Annotated in this window: 25 protein-coding genes and 2 tRNA genes; 6 read left to right on the top strand and 21 right to left on the bottom strand. The window is 43.3% G+C overall.

Annotation, left to right across the window (positions count from 1 at the left end):
* Window positions 1-10 precede the first annotated feature (10 nt).
* Window positions 11-562, top strand: coding sequence for a YfbU family protein (locus ACF8OF_RS12190; RefSeq protein WP_392496763.1), 552 nt, complete (start codon window positions 11-13; stop codon window positions 560-562).
* 35 nt (window positions 563-597) lie between these two features.
* Here the strand turns inward: ACF8OF_RS12190 and ACF8OF_RS12185 are convergent, their stop codons facing one another.
* The 16 genes from ACF8OF_RS12185 to ACF8OF_RS12110 form a co-directional block, all read right to left on the bottom strand.
* Complete coding sequence (locus ACF8OF_RS12185) at window positions 598-1,035, bottom strand: hypothetical protein (RefSeq protein ID WP_229064459.1); 438 nt, start codon at window positions 1,033-1,035, stop codon at window positions 598-600.
* A gap of 565 nt (window positions 1,036-1,600) precedes the next feature.
* Window positions 1,601-1,795 (bottom strand): hypothetical protein, encoded by a 195-nt coding sequence (locus ACF8OF_RS12180; RefSeq protein ID WP_195433226.1) that lies wholly within the window; start codon window positions 1,793-1,795, stop codon window positions 1,601-1,603.
* Window positions 1,792-2,334 (bottom strand): KilA-N domain-containing protein, encoded by a 543-nt coding sequence (locus ACF8OF_RS12175; RefSeq protein ID WP_195433225.1) that lies wholly within the window; start codon window positions 2,332-2,334, stop codon window positions 1,792-1,794. Before ACF8OF_RS12175 ends, ACF8OF_RS12180 begins: the two co-directional genes overlap by 4 nt.
* A gap of 646 nt (window positions 2,335-2,980) precedes the next feature.
* Window positions 2,981-3,088: an MW1434 family type I TA system toxin gene (locus ACF8OF_RS12170; protein ID WP_195433224.1), complete on the bottom strand. Its 108-nt coding sequence runs from the start codon at window positions 3,086-3,088 to the stop codon at window positions 2,981-2,983.
* 350 nt (window positions 3,089-3,438) lie between these two features.
* Complete coding sequence (locus tag ACF8OF_RS12165; RefSeq protein ID WP_314048286.1) at window positions 3,439-3,816, bottom strand: hypothetical protein; 378 nt, start codon at window positions 3,814-3,816, stop codon at window positions 3,439-3,441.
* Complete coding sequence (locus ACF8OF_RS12160; protein ID WP_171819744.1) at window positions 3,813-3,971, bottom strand: hypothetical protein; 159 nt, start codon at window positions 3,969-3,971, stop codon at window positions 3,813-3,815. The genes ACF8OF_RS12165 and ACF8OF_RS12160 overlap by 4 nt, the downstream gene beginning before the upstream one ends.
* A complete protein-coding gene (locus tag ACF8OF_RS12155) occupies window positions 3,953-4,429 on the bottom strand; it encodes a lysozyme (protein ID WP_392496762.1) in 477 nt (158 codons plus the stop codon). The genes ACF8OF_RS12160 and ACF8OF_RS12155 overlap by 19 nt, the downstream gene beginning before the upstream one ends.
* Entirely contained in the window at window positions 4,422-4,613 is a 192-nt protein-coding gene (locus ACF8OF_RS12150) for a phage holin family protein (protein WP_392496761.1), read from the bottom strand. The genes ACF8OF_RS12155 and ACF8OF_RS12150 overlap by 8 nt, the downstream gene beginning before the upstream one ends.
* 481 nt (window positions 4,614-5,094) lie before the next feature.
* Complete coding sequence (locus ACF8OF_RS12145; protein WP_195433384.1) at window positions 5,095-5,301, bottom strand: hypothetical protein; 207 nt, start codon at window positions 5,299-5,301, stop codon at window positions 5,095-5,097.
* A 168-nt stretch (window positions 5,302-5,469) separates the two neighbouring features.
* A complete protein-coding gene (locus ACF8OF_RS12140; protein ID WP_195433386.1) occupies window positions 5,470-5,622 on the bottom strand; it encodes an MbeCy in 153 nt (50 codons plus the stop codon).
* 605 nt (window positions 5,623-6,227) lie between these two features.
* Window positions 6,228-6,662: a phosphate-starvation-inducible protein PsiE gene (gene psiE / locus ACF8OF_RS12135; protein ID WP_195433389.1), complete on the bottom strand. Its 435-nt coding sequence runs from the start codon at window positions 6,660-6,662 to the stop codon at window positions 6,228-6,230.
* A 268-nt stretch (window positions 6,663-6,930) separates the two neighbouring features.
* The gene (lpxL, locus tag ACF8OF_RS12130; protein WP_036414508.1) at window positions 6,931-7,860 is read right to left on the bottom strand and encodes an LpxL/LpxP family Kdo(2)-lipid IV(A) lauroyl/palmitoleoyl acyltransferase; all 930 of its coding nucleotides are present in this window, start codon (window positions 7,858-7,860) and stop codon (window positions 6,931-6,933) included.
* A 75-nt stretch (window positions 7,861-7,935) separates the two neighbouring features.
* Window positions 7,936-8,076, bottom strand: a complete 141-nt coding sequence (locus ACF8OF_RS12125; RefSeq protein WP_223302381.1) for a hypothetical protein — start codon at window positions 8,074-8,076, stop codon at window positions 7,936-7,938.
* A gap of 9 nt (window positions 8,077-8,085) precedes the next feature.
* Complete coding sequence (locus ACF8OF_RS12120) at window positions 8,086-8,298, bottom strand: cold shock domain-containing protein (RefSeq protein WP_046024440.1); 213 nt, start codon at window positions 8,296-8,298, stop codon at window positions 8,086-8,088.
* A 374-nt stretch (window positions 8,299-8,672) separates the two neighbouring features.
* Window positions 8,673-9,110, bottom strand: a complete 438-nt coding sequence (locus ACF8OF_RS12115) for an antiterminator Q family protein (RefSeq protein ID WP_046024441.1) — start codon at window positions 9,108-9,110, stop codon at window positions 8,673-8,675.
* 289 nt (window positions 9,111-9,399) lie between these two features.
* Window positions 9,400-10,029, bottom strand: a complete 630-nt coding sequence (locus ACF8OF_RS12110; protein WP_036415819.1) for a recombination protein NinG — start codon at window positions 10,027-10,029, stop codon at window positions 9,400-9,402.
* Window positions 10,030-10,314: 285 nt separating this feature from the next.
* Between ACF8OF_RS12110 and ACF8OF_RS12105 the strand changes: the two genes are divergently transcribed.
* The gene (locus ACF8OF_RS12105; protein ID WP_036414499.1) at window positions 10,315-10,743 is read left to right on the top strand and encodes a universal stress protein; all 429 of its coding nucleotides are present in this window, start codon (window positions 10,315-10,317) and stop codon (window positions 10,741-10,743) included.
* Between the two features lie 640 nt (window positions 10,744-11,383).
* Here the strand turns inward: ACF8OF_RS12105 and ACF8OF_RS12100 are convergent.
* Window positions 11,384-11,827, bottom strand: coding sequence for a recombination protein NinB (locus tag ACF8OF_RS12100; protein ID WP_046024444.1), 444 nt, complete (start codon window positions 11,825-11,827; stop codon window positions 11,384-11,386).
* Between the two features lie 59 nt (window positions 11,828-11,886).
* Here ACF8OF_RS12100 and ACF8OF_RS12095 point away from each other — a divergent pair.
* Both ACF8OF_RS12095 and ACF8OF_RS12090 read left to right on the top strand, forming a co-directional pair.
* Window positions 11,887-11,962 (top strand) — tRNA-Lys (locus ACF8OF_RS12095).
* Between the two features lie 2 nt (window positions 11,963-11,964).
* Window positions 11,965-12,039 (top strand) — tRNA-Gly (locus tag ACF8OF_RS12090).
* Between the two features lie 36 nt (window positions 12,040-12,075).
* On the opposite strand, the gene ACF8OF_RS12085 is transcribed toward ACF8OF_RS12090, so the two are convergent.
* The 4 genes from ACF8OF_RS12085 to ACF8OF_RS12070 all read right to left on the bottom strand — a co-directional run bounded on the left by ACF8OF_RS12085 (window position 12,076) and on the right by ACF8OF_RS12070 (window position 14,403).
* Entirely contained in the window at window positions 12,076-12,804 is a 729-nt protein-coding gene (locus ACF8OF_RS12085; RefSeq protein WP_052927416.1) for an ATP-binding protein, read from the bottom strand.
* Entirely contained in the window at window positions 12,804-13,595 is a 792-nt protein-coding gene (locus ACF8OF_RS12080) for a replication protein (protein WP_049240430.1), read from the bottom strand. Before ACF8OF_RS12080 ends, ACF8OF_RS12085 begins: the two co-directional genes overlap by 1 nt.
* A 141-nt stretch (window positions 13,596-13,736) precedes the next feature.
* Window positions 13,737-14,063 carry a hypothetical protein gene (locus tag ACF8OF_RS12075; RefSeq protein ID WP_036414494.1) on the bottom strand — a complete coding sequence of 109 codons (327 nt, stop codon included), beginning with the start codon at window positions 14,061-14,063 and terminating at the stop codon, window positions 13,737-13,739.
* A gap of 130 nt (window positions 14,064-14,193) precedes the next feature.
* Window positions 14,194-14,403, bottom strand: a complete 210-nt coding sequence (locus tag ACF8OF_RS12070; protein ID WP_036414492.1) for a helix-turn-helix transcriptional regulator — start codon at window positions 14,401-14,403, stop codon at window positions 14,194-14,196.
* A 99-nt stretch (window positions 14,404-14,502) separates the two neighbouring features.
* On the opposite strand from ACF8OF_RS12070, the gene ACF8OF_RS12065 reads away from it, so the two are divergent.
* On the top strand, window positions 14,503-15,150 hold the full coding sequence (locus ACF8OF_RS12065; protein WP_036414490.1) for a S24 family peptidase: 648 nt from the start codon (window positions 14,503-14,505) through the stop codon (window positions 15,148-15,150).
* A gap of 38 nt (window positions 15,151-15,188) precedes the next feature.
* Window positions 15,189-15,530: a DUF3024 domain-containing protein gene (locus ACF8OF_RS12060; protein ID WP_119312847.1), complete on the top strand. Its 342-nt coding sequence runs from the start codon at window positions 15,189-15,191 to the stop codon at window positions 15,528-15,530.
* Window positions 15,531-15,563 lie beyond the last annotated feature (33 nt).

The following is a 15,563-nucleotide window of genomic DNA, read 5'->3' as shown; positions in this document are numbered from 1 at the left end:
GGAGGGCACAATGAGTTACTCACAGGCTGAGAAATTACAAATACTAATGCTGTGCGATATATACCGAGCATTAGACATAGAAGATGGTTTTAACCCTGATGTAGTAGAACAAGCGGTGTCAACAGATAACTACTGGGCTTTATCTTGGGAGTACCCATCGCTTAGTGATCAAGACGATACCCCAGAGAGTGTTAAATTATTTGTTGATACTGTAGATATGTTTGATTTACTTGACTATACATACAAAAACTTACCTGATGAACACAAGCAGGAAGTTGCAGAGAAAGTCGAGTTCTTTTCGCCTGAAAGCTCTTTCGTTTTCCCTGGATTCGACGGGAATAATGAAATTGAATACCTGACAATTGGCTCTTTATTAAAAACAATGGATAGATTCTCGGGAAAAGATCTAACAAAAAATTCGCATCGACCATGTGTTGATATGTACCGCAGAATGCTTGAAGTGTTCTTGCCTGCAAGACGTAATTTCAAGCACGGTGAAGGCATACCAAAAGACGATTTAATTAATACTCTTTTGGCCAAAACTCACCCATCAAACCGATAAGTGATATATGGCTCATTCTTTATTTTGAGCCATACTTACTCCTTACTCTTTTCCTCAACCACCGGAATGTATCTGATGTCGCTGATTTCATCCGGTGCGATATATGTCCATGAGCCATCCAGACCGGCAATGCCAATCAGTCCGTTAGTAATGCGCGGCTCTTTCGTTGTCATCAATCCGTGATATGTCGTGCCGTCCTTTTTGGTTGCTGTGACTTCGTATTTTTCAGTCATGTTCGCCTCAGTTGATTGATGTTCACCATTTCTTCCACCACGGCAGGTGTCGCCGCATATGAGGGTGTCTTTATCCCGGTGTTGCCGATTATTCTTGATGTCCACACGCTCGCTGTGAGGAGTGGCACAGGTCGTGGCTAATGTGGCAGAGGAGATCGGCGGCTCGGAGGTAATAAAAAACCCGCCGGAGCGGGTTGTGTTTGTTACGGTCTTTGCCAGGTTGCCCTGTGTTTTTTGCATTCCCGCATTACGGTGCTTATACTTCTTCCCGGTGGAGATTCCATTACCACAGTCTGCTGGAATGCCCCTCTCTTTGGCGGGTCAAGGTACTCAAATGTTAACTCTCCGACTTTAGCCCACAGATAACACTCTACTCCGCCAACTACTGACTTAATTTCCGCTGACACGATCGCTATTGTTACATCACCACCGTGTTCCCCCATGATTTCATATTTCAAAAAATCATTGTCGCCATTATCTACGTAGATAGTTTTAAGCACATTATGCAGAATCATTCAATTTCTCACCATTGTGGCATGTCCACCGATACTACATGATGACAGCAAATTTGCATAAATCTCTATCAACGCCACTCGTAAGTGACGTTTGCAGAGTTTTATAAAATGCAGATAATAAAAAAGACCGCCGGAGCAGTCTATCTGGATTTTTCGATGTCTTTTTCAATCTCATTCTTAATGCCTGCTTTGCACATCGCGCCTATCGCAAAGGTGGTTGCCAGAACAAACCATCCGAAGTATGCGAAGAAAGCCACAAAAGCAACGTCAGTAAGCACGTCATAGCTTCGTCACAACAGAGATTGATGCGTGTAGGTTTCGGCTATTTTATCCTTGCCGATAAGGCCAACCAGAACATTCATGACTGCGAACAGCCACCCGGCGAAATACCCGACATTAATCAGGCCATCCATATTCATGGTGATGCCAAAATAAAAAGATCCCGCGATTGCGAGGTCGAGTGTGATAGCCGGTAATCTTTTCATTGGTGCGCCTCCATCAGCGAAACCATATCCGGGTCCATCTGAGCAATGATATTTGCTCTGGTGTCTGTCAGTGACTTCTTCCGTCCGCCAACGCCCCAGCTATTCATTCTGCGGGCGCAATGACTAATCTCCTGCTTTTCAGTGGCAATCAGCAGGTCAAGGCGGTTAAGCATGGTCATGTTCGACAGTCCGTTAAGTGTCGCCTCTCGGAATGTCTCATATACACTGATTTCAAACTCAGGCTTAATCCACGCCGCATAACGTATCGCCAGTAATTCAGCAGCCCACACGCCTTGCTCATTACCGCCGTTAACTACCTTAAGTGATTGATTTTCTTTCAGAGGACTTTTTTGTCCTCTGGCATCGAGAGCAGAAACAAAACGCTTAACTCCGGCGCTCCGGATAAACTTACCCGGCCTTTGGGACTCATTGGCCTCGCCTTTGAGAACTGCCGCCGCATGTAAATCATTCAGGCTGTAACGCCCTTCGCTATCAACACGAACGGCCACGCCGTTAACAATAACTTTTGGATATTGCATGATGTCTACCTTACTTAGTAATGAATCCTGCCACATAGGAGATCAGCCCACCAAAGCGACATCAGCTATAACTGATCGCCTCAGGACTCATTCCTAAATATTGGCTTGGTGTTTAAGGATGTGTGCATGTGGTGCACGGGGTGAAATGCGTAGAGTCGCAACCTTCGCCACGTTACCTACGTTGCTGGGTCACTACCGGTCTGTTCCCGGTGGTCAAGATGTGGATCATCCTCCTTGCCGATATAGTTCGTACTATATGAGGCTATGAGAAATCAGATATTAAAAAGCCCCGCTATTTAGCGAGGCGTTATTTATCTTTCGTTTAGTTTTTGTTTAATTTTATTTATGTTAAGTCTGTATAATTCACTGATAGTAATGTTAAGTTTGTGATTTTGTTGTCCCTTCCGATCTTTCTTGCCCCTTTCCTTGGTTATGGGGCTATTTTTTTGCCCTCTTCGCTTCTATCTCTCGTATTGATCGCTTATCCAAATTGCATGCTTTATGCTATCGGTTCAGCCAGCTAATCATCGGATAAAATGTCCGTTTGAGACTCAAGCCACGGCACCAACCTGTTGTCAGCAGTCTTCATGCAAATGAACCCAACCGTCTCATACCCATCTACGCCATCAATGTCTGTTTCAAAGTCTCAATGACCTTTCTGAATGGCAAACAGGAACATACCTTTACCGCTCCAGCCTTCACGATCAATCTTTGCGCCAGCTTGGCTGGCTTCTAATGCTTGACTGAAATTCATACAAACCTCTCTGTTTGGATATAAAAAAGCCCCGCTATTTAACGAGGAGTTACCTCCTTATTTGACTAAGTATTATCCTGGATAATTTACCTAATATTATTTCCCTAAAATCCGAGTATTCTGGAGTGGCAGTTATTTCAAACTGTAAAAAAATGTTTAAACCTTAAATACTATTTGAATATGCTATTAGCCCCTTTTTATTTTAAGGGGCTTTTTTTATCCTCTCCGCTTCAATCTCCCGTATTGCCCTCTTATCGTGATTGCAGTTGGCAATGTATTTCATGGCATCAGCCAGCAGCTCAACTGCACCACCGAACGTCAGATCATCCGGTATATCTACCTGCTCACAATCAGCGGTCAGTTGTGGCGGAATCGGTATCACCGGTGCGGGTATTAATTCCGGTCGCGTATCTGCGCAACTCACTGACAGCATCAGCGGGAACAGGAGCAGCAGCGCATTCGCTGTCCTTAAATACTGTTTTGATAACTGTCTTAACGTTGACATGCTCTGTACCCTCGGTCTGTTTGGCTTTGATGTTGTCGAGTAATACGCGATGATTGGTGGCGATGGCTGAAAGCGTGGTGGTGTTTATCACCTGCTGGGCTGATAACTGGCCTGAGAGTACTGTGTTACTCACTTTCAGCTGTTGGTTATCCCGGTAGGTGTCATATACCCACCAGGCGGCAGCAATAAACAGCGCAGCAATTACCGCTTCTTTCCGGTTCATAACGCTTCACACTTATAATGGATCACACCACCCAGCGGGTTACCCGGCAGAGGCTTACAGTGATTCGGGAGTGAATACAGATAACAACCCGCCAACAGGGCAGTAGTCAGCAGGATGATAGCAATGATGATCAACGTTAAGGGGTTCCGTGGCATACCGCGTTCTCCGTATCCCGCCGGTTAATCAGACCCTGCCACCGCTTACCACCGGAAAATGTCCAGCGCTTCATTTCGTCACACGCACCGGCGATATCACCGGCGTTGAGTTTACGCAGCATAGTGGAGCGCGAGAACGCGCCGGGGCCGACGTTGTAGACAAATGAATAGATGGCCGCCCGGGTATTGTCATCAATCGGCACTTTGATCATAGGATCAACCGCGCGCCGGACTTTCGTCAGGTCGTCATGCAACAGGGCCTTGCATTCAGCGTCCGTGTACAGCTTGCCGGGCTGAATATCACTGCCGGTATGGCCATAACATACGGTGAGCACTCCGGCCACATCACGATAAGGCGTATACTCAACACCTTCATATGCGGGGATCAGCACCAGCGCACCGGCAATTGCCCCGGCAGCACAGGCGGCCATGACCTTTTTAACCAATCGCTTATTCATGATGTTCTCCGGCTTTCAACTGGAATTCCTTCCGTTTGTAATACCAGTTAACCAGGAACGTACCGATGGTACAGATGATCCCGGCAACAATAGCCCACTGATCCAGAGATAAAATGCCAAAGGCAGAGGTTATAAGCCCCCAGGCGTATGCTGTAGGGCTGGAATATTTGTCAGACATGCGCATATCCACCCCCTGCGGAGTGTTCCGTATGTTGAGTGATAGGAAAATGCTGCAACCGGGTTATATGTTTTAAACAGGTTAAAGTAAGGTGGCTGCGGCATTATTCAGAATCCCACCAGCGGCGGGAAAGCAATAAAAAGAGCGCTGTGTCCGAATACGGATTAGGTAATGAGCCTGTCGTATTCCAGTGCTCTTATTATTGCCATGGATAAAAAACCGCGTACAGCTCTTATGTTAAGTGATAATAAGGTAATTGATGCTGCGGCAATATAAACTAAAAAGGCCGCAAAAGGCGACCTTTGGAATTTAAATAAATATTATACAACCTTTCTTAATCTAAATAACGCACTACAATTGTAAACAATACATCTTAGTTATGTTGTTGGTATATACTTATTCTTTCCCCGGTTGCTGTTTGCGGTTTTTTCGTACACAACTAATGATCTATCCGGTGATTCAACAGAATTGAATATGTGAGCTATCATTATGGTTTTTTATCATCCTGATTCAGGCATAGCGAACATAAAACAACAGGCCCTTTTGCAATAACAACAGCCTGCTGAATAGCTGCATGCTCTCCCCAGAAATATCCGACATACGCTGTACTTTTGGCCTGCTGTAACTTTTGACATGTAATTTTATGTAAAACAAAACTACTATCACTGTCAGTCAACGTTAAATAATAATCCATATACCCCGCCTGTTATTCTTTATACTTATAAAAACAGGAATAACATATTAACAGGGATTTTAAAAATTAAAAAATCTACTGATTCCCTGCCATAAGAATCCAGCCAGACAACTGATCCTGCCACACCATGGATCTGGTACATCTTTTTTTAAACAAAAAAACAAAATATTATGCATTACAGTTCTCTTGTTTATTCAATTCAGCAAGCGCTAACTCTCTCATCCAATCTGAAAGCAGTGGTTTAGTTTTTACCGCATCCATGAGCGCTCTCTCTTTTTTGGTCAGGCGAACAACAATTACTTCTGTTTTCATATTAGACACAATAATTTTCCTCTATTAAGAAATAATATTGACACAAAATAAAAACAGAGATGTCGACTTTACACGTATTTACATAATAAAAAGCCCCATCATAACTGATGAGGCTGAAAAGACTCTGGTGGAGCACCTAGTCTCCCCGTCTTCATCTTTTACTCTTTAAGTATAGCAGATAAAATCAATACGACCCCCAAAAAACAAGATAATCAAATTTTAATTTAAAAATATAATGGCCGTTTTATGGATGGTGATGTTTTGTATCAATTTATTCCTGACATTTACATAACACAAGTAATCTGTGGATAGTTTTACACATACTTCAAATGTGATTTATGCAAAGTAAACAACCATCAACACAATGGCTAACACCAGCAAAGCAGAAACTGATAACCATTGAAATAAACGGAACACTGTATCAAATTGAAACGGGTTAAACATAGATACTCCTCTGGAACATAGTCCCGTGAGTGCCGCTCATTTCTCTGATTCACCGGTAAAGAAGATAACCTTACGGTTGTAAAGTCAGCTCCCAGACTGAGCCAACGGCACGGTATTGACAACACTACTATACCACATCGTCTTGGCACGGATTTTTTATTTACCTGATATTACTCAGCTTCGCAGTTTACCTTTTTTCTTTTAAGAATTGGTTTTTCAGTATTAGCTACATAAAGAGCAAATACTAATATCAGAATTGTAATTGAATATACGATTAATAATGATGGTTGTTTATGTTCGACTACTACCAGCCTGATAACCGCTGTTATTGCTATATATAAAAAATAATACAGCGGAAAATGATAGTTTGATTGAAAGTACTTGATTATTAATGCAATAAATTCAAAATATAAAAAATATATAATTATCCCATCAACTAATGAATACAGCGACACCGGGTCATTTTTTTTAAATAACAAAGCAGCAAGGATAATTGTTTCTTTTATCAAAAAAACAATCAATATAATTGCCAAAAGTAACAGTGCCGCACTGCTGATCCACTGAAGCAACCGACTTATTAACTTTGATTGGCTCAACCCTGACATGATGGCTCCTGAGGTTTCCCTCTTCAATATCACATCTATTTTTTATAGAATACAAAAATAAAGAACCGAAGGTACGGAACTTGCTAAACGTCAGCTGATATGAAATGTGTTTATACAGTTTACCACATTCTATTTCTTTAACTGTCTTACTTACACGTGATTACAATAAATAATCAACTTCATCAACATGAGTATAAAAACCCGCAATACGAAGTTTTTGTTTATAAGCAATGTGATACAGAGATCATTCAATGACAATCTTTGTAACTTATTTGTACAGAGAATTTTCTCCCGGAGGTCTGGTCTTAAACCTTCTGTGTGCCCACAAGTATTGGTCCGGAGCATGCATGATTTCTGCCTCAATAATCTGATTTAGTTTCTCAGCATCTGCCAGGTCATCTCCACACGGAAAATCAGCAATTTCTTTACCAATTATTAATTCATAAGGCCTCTTACCACTTTCATTATTTCTTATCATCGTTGCAGTAAGTATCGGCGACTTCGATAATTTGGCTATAGCTGCCACTCCTTTTGATGTAGAAGCATTAGCTACCGAAAAAAAAGGGGCGAAGATAGTACCTTTAGTTCCAAAGTCCTGATCCGGAGCAAACCAAATAGCCTGCCCGCGTTTTAGTTCCGATACCATAAACTTCAGATTCTTACGGTCGATCATCCCGCTTCCGGAACGGCTTCGGCATCTTGTTTGTATATACTCCATTGCTTTATTGTTGTGGGGACGATACATAGCATTTACAGGAAAACACAGCCCCATAACTCTGCCCCCAAGTTCCAGCGACATGGAATGAATACCAATAATTAAAACACCATTATTTTTGTCATATACATCATTAAAGTTATCACAACCCGTTACTCTAAATATTTCATTAATTTTTTTGTCATTCCAGAACCAGGCAATACCGGTTTCAAATAATGCAATCCCTAAAGATGACAGGTTGCTTGCAACCATACTCTCTATCTGGATTTTATTTCTGTCAGGAAAACATAATTCTAAATTTTTTTTAATTATGGATACCCGCCTTTTCAGGAACAAACCAGAAAAACGACCTAACTTATCGCCTAAAAACACAAGCCATGGATAAGGCATCTGAACCAAACAGAAAAGCAACAGGATACCAATCCAGGTTAAAATGTACCTTGGGTGAAGAAGCCTGATAGAAAATTTATTCAGAGAATACATTTTTTCCTGATAAGGAATAATTACTGCATAATAAAAAGACCTGATAATATTATCAGGCCTTGGAATTTAGTTTTTCTATTGCCTGGACAACAGCATCACCGTTTTACAAAAAATGCATTTTGCACCATGCGGATTTGATGCAGAAACATCAAAGTGCGAAGTCCGGTATTGTGTTCCACTGCAACAGGGGCACTGAAAAAACAGTGCTATTATCATTGGTGCGCCTTAGAGACCCACCACATTTGATGCAGACGGACCTTTTGCCCCGTCTTCAATATTGAAGGTAACATTCTGACCTTCAAATAATGTTTTGAAGCTGTCACTCTGAATCGCAGAGAAGTGAACAAACACATCTTTGCTACCATCTGCCGGAGAGATGAAGCCAAAACCTTTCGATTCGTTAAACCATTTTACTGAACCAGTCATTGTATTAGACATAGAATTTCCTTTAATTTTTTGATTGCCATAAGGCATATGAGGTTTGTTTTTTATTTTTACTTATGGGAATTAATTAGAAGGAATTCGCAATGAAGTGGTATCGAGGATAACGCTAAATGGTGAACGACTTTAAACTGACTAGCATAAATAGGCCTGTACTTCCAAACCAGTGACCCCATTAAGCCACAGATGATCACAAATAGCAAACTTTATTATTTTATCCCTCAGATGTTACGTATCACTACACGTAAATCACGACTGATTTTAACCAATTATCTTATCTGTTTATCAACATAAAAAAACCCCGTAAAAACGGGGTTTCAGTTTGTAATCAATACGACACAGAAATAACTCTGATCACAATAGCGTCTTTTTTACGATCGTAAAGCATTAATTTTTAAATCATGTAATTTGTTCATAAATGTCCGCATACCTCCATGATGTGATGTACCGTCCATTTCCAGTTTTACATCTCCCATTATGAGCATTCCTTCCACCAGCCCTTCTGCCTTCTGGAGTTTTTTCCCTATGTGAGTGTCTGAGCACCCGTATTTCTTGGCCAACTGAATAAACGTCTTACCGAAAACATAGTAATCAAAAAGCAGATCATGCATATCGCTGTTGCGGATGTTCAGTTTTGCCATAATGCCGGATATCACCAGAGCATCATTATCAGTACATTGCTGACGACTCTTAACTTTTTCAGGGATCAGCCCTTTAAACCCGGCAGCAATTGGTGACCAATATACTGATTCCTGATTATCAACAACCCAAGCCCCCCACCGTTCTAACACCTGGCGAATATCACGCATACATTACCTCGTTATTTTGCAGGCTATGAGGTTTAATATCTTCCGATAAAACAGAAATGACGCTTCCCGTATAGTTGCCCTGAAGAGTAGTGTTGCTCCAATGTTTCTCTCTCATTGTTCTCACTCCTGTATGCCTTTCATCTCGAACTCGGTCATAAGCACACCGATGTAGATTATGTACGCTTCGCACCAGGTATCCCGGTGAAACGTCCTGACTGTGTACCGGTTTATTTTCAACTCAGTCGCCAGTGTCGCCTGATTACCGTAGTGTTCAGGTATCGGTGTAATTTCAGGTCTTACGCTTTAACTCCCTCACTTTCGCACGGTACTCATCGCGTATACGGATATAGTCCTCCCGCTTCCAGTGCGGTATCTCATGCGGACCGCGTAACCAGTCAACTAACTCCTGTCCAAATTTTTCAATCAGCCGTAACTCGTATTTCTGCGTTACAGTGTTATTTTTGTGTGAGAATTTACCGGCCCCCGCATTGCATGATTTACATTGCTTATAGGCATTTCGCTCCTCAAACCGCAGCTCAGGATGTGACCCGACAGACAGAAAATGACCGCAGTCCCACTGCCCACCATGTAAATCAGGCGGATTAGGTTCACCACAGCTGATGCATGGTTCATCGCGGTCTCTGAGTCTGATGAATTGGTTAAACGCTGTTTGTGCTTGCTGCCGGAAATATGAGGTGGGTTTTACTGCTAACTTGCGGATTTTTAATTTATCTTTTGCTTCACGTTCTTTTTGCTGCTGCTCCTTTCTTAATTTGGCTTCAGCCTTTTCCCTTTCCCTGCTTCGTCGCTTTATTGCCAACTCAGCGCCATGCTCCGGACAGCACCACCATTCGTTACTGAATTTCGGGTGAAACCATTCTCGGCATATCAGGCATTTTCGCCGCGGTTGCTTTGCCACTCTCACCATCTCCTTTTATCTTCTCGACTACTTCAAGATGCGGACATTCACCGGCGCACTGGTCGCAAACATAAACTTCATCGTCGGCCAGTCCTTCGCCGCATATTGCGCAGTTCATCAAACCCTCCCCTGTAATAAATAATTACGCGAACCCACCATGCTTTAGGTGCAAAGTGGAGTTTTTTCCGAAGATCATTGATTAATAACTGCCGAACGTTTTTTGCTCACTTTTTAGCCAATCTGGTCTATTATTAATCTGAGTGAATAATGAATATCGGAGGAACTATGTACAAAAATATCCTTGTTCCGATTGATGTATGGGAAAAAGAACTCACTGATATGGTTACTCCTCATGTTGAAAGCCTCGCTAAACTTGAAGATGCCCGTATCCATTTTCTTGCGGTTATACCAGCATTCCCATATGGTGGTTTTGAAAGTGGTTTGTCTGTCGCGGATCTGGAAAAGCGACTGATAGATTCCACAAAGAAAGAATTAGGCGAGATAATCAGGAAATTCAGTTTGCCGGAGGACAGAGCAGACAGATATATCGTAATTGGTCGCCCAAAAGACAAAATACTTGAACGTGCCGAAGCTATTAGTGCAGACCTGATTATCATCGGCTCCCGTCGTCCGAGTATTTCTACCTATCTACTCGGCTCCACTGCTGCGGCAGTCGTCCGTTATGCCAAAACCTCAGTTTTAGTTGTCCGCTGACACCAGTCGCCCGCTCCGGCGGGCTTTACCATTTCTTCTCCTGACTCCCTGCACTAGCGAGTCGAACCAGGTAACATCTGACCGACCGAACCCCGGCTCAATGTATGCCTTGCTGACCACCTTCCCGCAAAATTCGATTAGCTTTCTCTCACCATGCCCGCTAACCGGCACTAACTCACCACTGGATTCACGCATGTAGCGATACAGTCTGGTGACAGCATCTGGTGATATTGCAAATAACTGACTCACATGGCGATTGTGCCTCGTTGTACCAACCTTTCGCAAACATCCGATATACAGCATTTTGTTGGTAAACCACTTAATGAACTCTGTCGAGTTTCCTGTGCGCAGCCCAGCTTCGTGATTGGTGAACGAATCCAGATCGCGACATGCCCTGATTATGTCAACGCATACTTTGAATTGTTCGTCATTCATCGCCATATCCTGTTAATCATTGCCCGTGGTGTTGGTTTCAGATATCTGACTACCGGCAGATACACGGTGACGTCGAAATACTGAGGATTGATATTCAGTGACTTCACCGGGTTATATCCCTTACGCCTGTAGTAAATGCAGAGATTATCGGCTTCGTCATTGGTGAGAAGTCGGTGTATGTGCGGTTCTTTCATACGTCCTGCTCCTATTCCTGATGTCCGTAATGATTAAACCTATATCGTGCGGCGCGGGGTTTTATACCTTCACCTATAGCCCACGCCTGCGAATATTCGATTAAGCTTGTCATGCGCTTCTTACTCATGTTTGCGGTACTTTCTCTTGCCAGCGGTACAATCTCTCCCTCAAGTCCCGGAATAAGCGTCCCGTCACGGCCTGTCGCCTTTGCATGTCCGGATACGAAAATACATTTCCAGTCCTGCAATCCCCACGTATTGCCAGCCCATACAATGCCCTGCTCTGCTACATTGCCGCACAGCGCATGAAACATGTCATTTTGGGGAAGGGTTCGCTTCGGATCGGATATTTTTACTTCGAGGGGGAATTCTTCGTTAAGCGGGAGATTGTCGAGCTCTGCCTTGAGATTTCTGAGTATCTGTATATTCCTGAGAAGGAATGTCTGTTTTTGCATTCAACCTCCTGAGGTTATCGGTTGCCGTTAGTTTCTTACGGGTGTATTTTAATTTCTTCGGGTCGTTAGCTCAGCCGGTAGAGCAGTTGACTCTTAATCAATTGGTCGGGAGTTCGAGCCTCCCACGACCCACCATTGCGGTCATCGTATAATGGCTATTACCTCAGCCTTCCAAGCTGATGATGCGGGTTCGATTCCCGCTGGCCGCTCCAATCATTTCAAAAAGTCTCCTGTCCTGGGTTATGACGCTACTTAACCTGCCTGCGGAAGCTTTCCCATGTGAAATTGATAACGGTCGGCGAACCCATTCTCAGGCGGTCAATAACCCGATCACCCAATGCTTTTGCCAGTTCGTCAAAATTGAGATTGGTCAGCACACCTACCGGTTTTTTATTCGATAACCGGCGGTCTACCACCTGAAAAATAATCAGTTCTTCGTTCAGGTTATTGCGCTGCACGCCAACATCATCCAGCACCAGTAAATCCACTTCACACAGGTCGCTGATCAGCTGCGACTCAGTAGTTTTTGCCCCTTTCTGGTATGTCTCACGGACACGCATCATCAGGTCTGGCAGAGTGGCAATCAGAATGCTTTTCCCGTTCCGGATTATCTGGTTGCCGATAGCTGCTGCCAGATGGTTTTTACCGGTGCCGGGATTACCGCTGAAAATAAATCCGCCAAATGATTTACCAAACTCAGATGCGTACTGCTGTGATTTACTGAGTGCCCGCTGTTGTTCCGGCGTTGTCACCAGATAGTTCTCAAACGTGCATTCCTGGTGTAACGGGCTGATACCAGAACGCCCCATGATTTTATGCAGTCGAGCCACACGGTTTTCGTCAGCAATCCGTTTCGCATCGATAGCGCCCTGCTCACGCTGCCACGCCATCAGCTCAGCGGCATTCGTGAATTTTGGCTTGATGTGCTCCGGCTTCATGCGGTTAAACCTCGCCAGAGTCTGTGCTGCTGTTGCCATCAGAAGTCCTCCGGTATGAATTGCTGAACACGCTTAGGCCGGACAATGCGCGGCCGTGTTGGTGGTGATTTCGGCATAAACAAGCCAGTCCAGCCGTTTGATATCGATTCGTCGATTACGCTCTCAGGTGTATACCCTGCCTCGTAAAATTTAGTCAGCCTGGATATCAGCCCGTTTAGTGTCTGTTTTGTCTTGATCGGTTTTTTCAGATCTTTCCGGTAGGTAACCCAGTTCACCCAGGTATCACGGCTCAACCAGTCAGGCAGCGGGTGTGCATTTGCATCAAAGGGTTCTGGCTTTGCCGGTTTTTCAGGTTTAGGGGATATAGGGGTATATATATTTTCTTTTTTCTTTAAAGTATTTCTTTTGTGTGTCTCCAAACCAGAGACATCATTTGTCTCTAACTTAGAGACTTTTTTTGTCTCCAGATTAGAGACAGTGTCTCTAAGTTGATTTTTCCACGCCGAAACCTCCTTGTTAACCCCAATCTTATTGCCATCTTTCACGATGTAATTCATTGAAATTAATTCGTTCTTTGCCTTGTTAACGTTCTGACGGGACAGGCCGGTAATTTCTGACAGCTGAGAATCTGCTATCCGGTCATTTTTCTTCCCGAACCCGTATGTTTTTCTGATCAGTGCCAACATTACCCGGAACTGTCTGGCTGTCAGATTGCAGCATGAAAGAGACTCCAGCAGTTCGTTGGCGAGTTTAGTGTAACCATCGTCCAGGTCTGCCACTCGTGGTTGCTCCTGCTTAACAGGGAATTCATACACTTCCGCTGTATTCATAGCGACCTCCATATCTTTGTTTTGTAATTACTTTCATGTATAATTACTCCGTTAATTGCTGTATCAAAAAAGGGAAACTTTATGTTTCCCTCTTTTCAACAACACTGGCTATTGATACAGTATAAATATTAAGTGCTTTTCTTAATGCGCCTCTGCTGCTCCAACAGTCGGGGCATTTTCTTTGATTCTCATCTGAGAGAGTTCACCAATCTGCTTCCACAGAAACCGATACTCCTCCTCACTGATTTTTCTTTCGCCAGGCAAAACAAAATCCCTGATACCGGCTGCGGCCAATGTCTCGCATATCTCCGGTAACTTTTCTGTTCTGCGCAGGATTGTTGAATCGTGAACACCGAGTAGTTTTGCAACGACCGTCTGTGTGGTGTTTCTGATTGCCTGATGAGCGGTTGTCATCAGATGATTTGACACAAACCGGTTGAACGATTTGCGTGGATTTGCATTTTCCATAATGTAAATTCCTTTTGGTATAGATAGTCCGTAGCTCACATCCTGTGAGGTAGTTTTATATGTAAATCGTCACTTTATCAGTGACTCCGTAGCAGCTAACAGCTCTGCGATTGTTAAAGAACCAGGGTAACTACATATACCTCTGCGGATACAAAATCTGCATTTCAGTGATTTTTTTTTCGTAAAATTTCACCAATTTTTCAGCAATCTCAAGTGATGCCGTCTGAGCGCCACGCTCCAAACGACTGAGGTTCCCGACATCGTAGTTAATTGCGGCCGCCACCTCTGCAATTGTTAATTGCTTTTCCAAACGAATTTTCCTTAAAGGCGTTATTTGCATATCTCACTCCACCTTGAATGCGCCATACGCATATTACCATATACTTTGATATGCGCAATACGCTTTGTGTGAGACGCATAAATAAAGTTGAATGATAATATGAAAATAGGAACAAAAATTAGAGCTCTCAGAAAACAGAAGGGATTAACAATCCTGCAATTAGCCACTGCTATTGATAGCGACGTGGGGAATATCTCTCGCCTTGAAAGGAATATCCAAGGCTACTCCGAGAGCACATTAACAAAAATTGCGGCTGCTCTTGGTGTCACGGTAGCCGACCTATTCTCCGATACCACTACACAGCAACAAGATGATAATGTTGAGTTTGTTGGATTCGTCCCCAATGGCATGGTTAAAGTAGTTGGGGAAGCATTCCTGGGGATTGATGGCGCAGTGGATATGATAGAGGCCCTTGAGGGATGGGTTCAAATTTACAGCGATGATAAGGACGCTTATGCCCTCAAAGTTAAGGGTGACAGTATGTGGCCCAGGATTCAGTCAGGTGAGTATGTGGTTGTTGAGCCCAACACAGTAGTCAGATCCGGCGATGAGGTCTTTGTGCGCACTGTTGAAGGTAAGAATATGGTAAAAATACTGAATAAAACCAGAGATGGTAGTTACCAATTCACCAGCGTCAACAATACTCACCCGCCAATCACAGTTGATCCACGTGAAGTGGAAAAAATGCATTATGTGGCAGCGATTGTAAAGCCGACTAAGTTTATCGATAAGTGCGAACAATCATAAGCCAGTACTGATAATCAAACGAGTTCTAAGGACAAACTATGGCATTCAATGACACTGAAGTCGTACAAATTAAACAATGTATGAACTATTTCATGGAAAAGCGTCGCCCACCAAAACATATCCGGGATGAACATGACCTTCAGTATCGTATTGAAGACGATAGCGTAATCATTTTCGAGGTTAGACAACTGTCTTGGAGCACAGGGCGTGCAGAAGAAATGCTTGCCAAAATAACAAACAACAGAAACAGCAACTCGTGGTCCCTGTTCTGGTCTACTGAGAATAATGAATGGCGACACTATGACGGTCGAATGATAGGCAGTTTTTCTGACGCCATAAAAATTATTGATGAAGATGCAGATCATCGATTCTTTGGCTGACAGTCTGATGAAACGTTTTAGAGTATAGTGGTA

The sequence above is a fragment of the Morganella sp. TYF_1 genome (genome assembly GCF_043105645.1).
In the GTDB taxonomy this organism is placed as follows: domain Bacteria; phylum Pseudomonadota; class Gammaproteobacteria; order Enterobacterales; family Enterobacteriaceae; genus Morganella; species Morganella morganii_B.
The sequence above is the reverse complement of the archived record's forward strand: the minus strand, read 5'-3'. Positions and strand labels throughout refer to the sequence as shown.

Coding starts and splice junctions, on each gene's coding strand:
- ACF8OF_RS12080 (WP_049240430.1), bottom strand. CDS start 13,595: ATGAATACAGCGGAAGTGTATGAATTCCCTGTTAAGCAGGAGCAACCA.
- ACF8OF_RS12100 (WP_046024444.1), bottom strand. CDS start 11,827: ATGCAAAAACAGACATTCCTTCTCAGGAATATACAGATACTCAGAAAT.
- ACF8OF_RS12185 (WP_229064459.1), bottom strand. CDS start 1,035: ATGCAAAAAACACAGGGCAACCTGGCAAAGACCGTAACAAACACAACC.
- ACF8OF_RS12085 (WP_052927416.1), bottom strand. CDS start 12,804: ATGGCAACAGCAGCACAGACTCTGGCGAGGTTTAACCGCATGAAGCCG.
- ACF8OF_RS12145 (WP_195433384.1), bottom strand. CDS start 5,301: ATGGATTATTATTTAACGTTGACTGACAGTGATAGTAGTTTTGTTTTA.
- ACF8OF_RS12150 (WP_392496761.1), bottom strand. CDS start 4,613: ATGCGCATGTCTGACAAATATTCCAGCCCTACAGCATACGCCTGGGGG.
- ACF8OF_RS12175 (WP_195433225.1), bottom strand. CDS start 2,334: ATGCAATATCCAAAAGTTATTGTTAACGGCGTGGCCGTTCGTGTTGAT.
- ACF8OF_RS12165 (WP_314048286.1), bottom strand. CDS start 3,816: ATGAACCGGAAAGAAGCGGTAATTGCTGCGCTGTTTATTGCTGCCGCC.
- lpxL (WP_036414508.1), bottom strand. CDS start 7,860: ATGTATTCTCTGAATAAATTTTCTATCAGGCTTCTTCACCCAAGGTAC.
- ACF8OF_RS12070 (WP_036414492.1), bottom strand. CDS start 14,403: ATGCAAATAACGCCTTTAAGGAAAATTCGTTTGGAAAAGCAATTAACA.
- ACF8OF_RS12160 (WP_171819744.1), bottom strand. CDS start 3,971: ATGCCACGGAACCCCTTAACGTTGATCATCATTGCTATCATCCTGCTG.
- ACF8OF_RS12075 (WP_036414494.1), bottom strand. CDS start 14,063: ATGGAAAATGCAAATCCACGCAAATCGTTCAACCGGTTTGTGTCAAAT.
- ACF8OF_RS12115 (WP_046024441.1), bottom strand. CDS start 9,110: ATGCGTGATATTCGCCAGGTGTTAGAACGGTGGGGGGCTTGGGTTGTT.
- ACF8OF_RS12125 (WP_223302381.1), bottom strand. CDS start 8,076: ATGATAATAGCACTGTTTTTTCAGTGCCCCTGTTGCAGTGGAACACAA.
- ACF8OF_RS12060 (WP_119312847.1), top strand. CDS start 15,189: ATGGCATTCAATGACACTGAAGTCGTACAAATTAAACAATGTATGAAC.
- ACF8OF_RS12190 (WP_392496763.1), top strand. CDS start 11: ATGAGTTACTCACAGGCTGAGAAATTACAAATACTAATGCTGTGCGAT.
- ACF8OF_RS12170 (WP_195433224.1), bottom strand. CDS start 3,088: ATGAATTTCAGTCAAGCATTAGAAGCCAGCCAAGCTGGCGCAAAGATT.
- psiE (WP_195433389.1), bottom strand. CDS start 6,662: ATGTCAGGGTTGAGCCAATCAAAGTTAATAAGTCGGTTGCTTCAGTGG.
- ACF8OF_RS12120 (WP_046024440.1), bottom strand. CDS start 8,298: ATGTCTAATACAATGACTGGTTCAGTAAAATGGTTTAACGAATCGAAA.
- ACF8OF_RS12180 (WP_195433226.1), bottom strand. CDS start 1,795: ATGAAAAGATTACCGGCTATCACACTCGACCTCGCAATCGCGGGATCT.
- ACF8OF_RS12155 (WP_392496762.1), bottom strand. CDS start 4,429: ATGAATAAGCGATTGGTTAAAAAGGTCATGGCCGCCTGTGCTGCCGGG.
- ACF8OF_RS12105 (WP_036414499.1), top strand. CDS start 10,315: ATGTACAAAAATATCCTTGTTCCGATTGATGTATGGGAAAAAGAACTC.
- ACF8OF_RS12065 (WP_036414490.1), top strand. CDS start 14,503: ATGAAAATAGGAACAAAAATTAGAGCTCTCAGAAAACAGAAGGGATTA.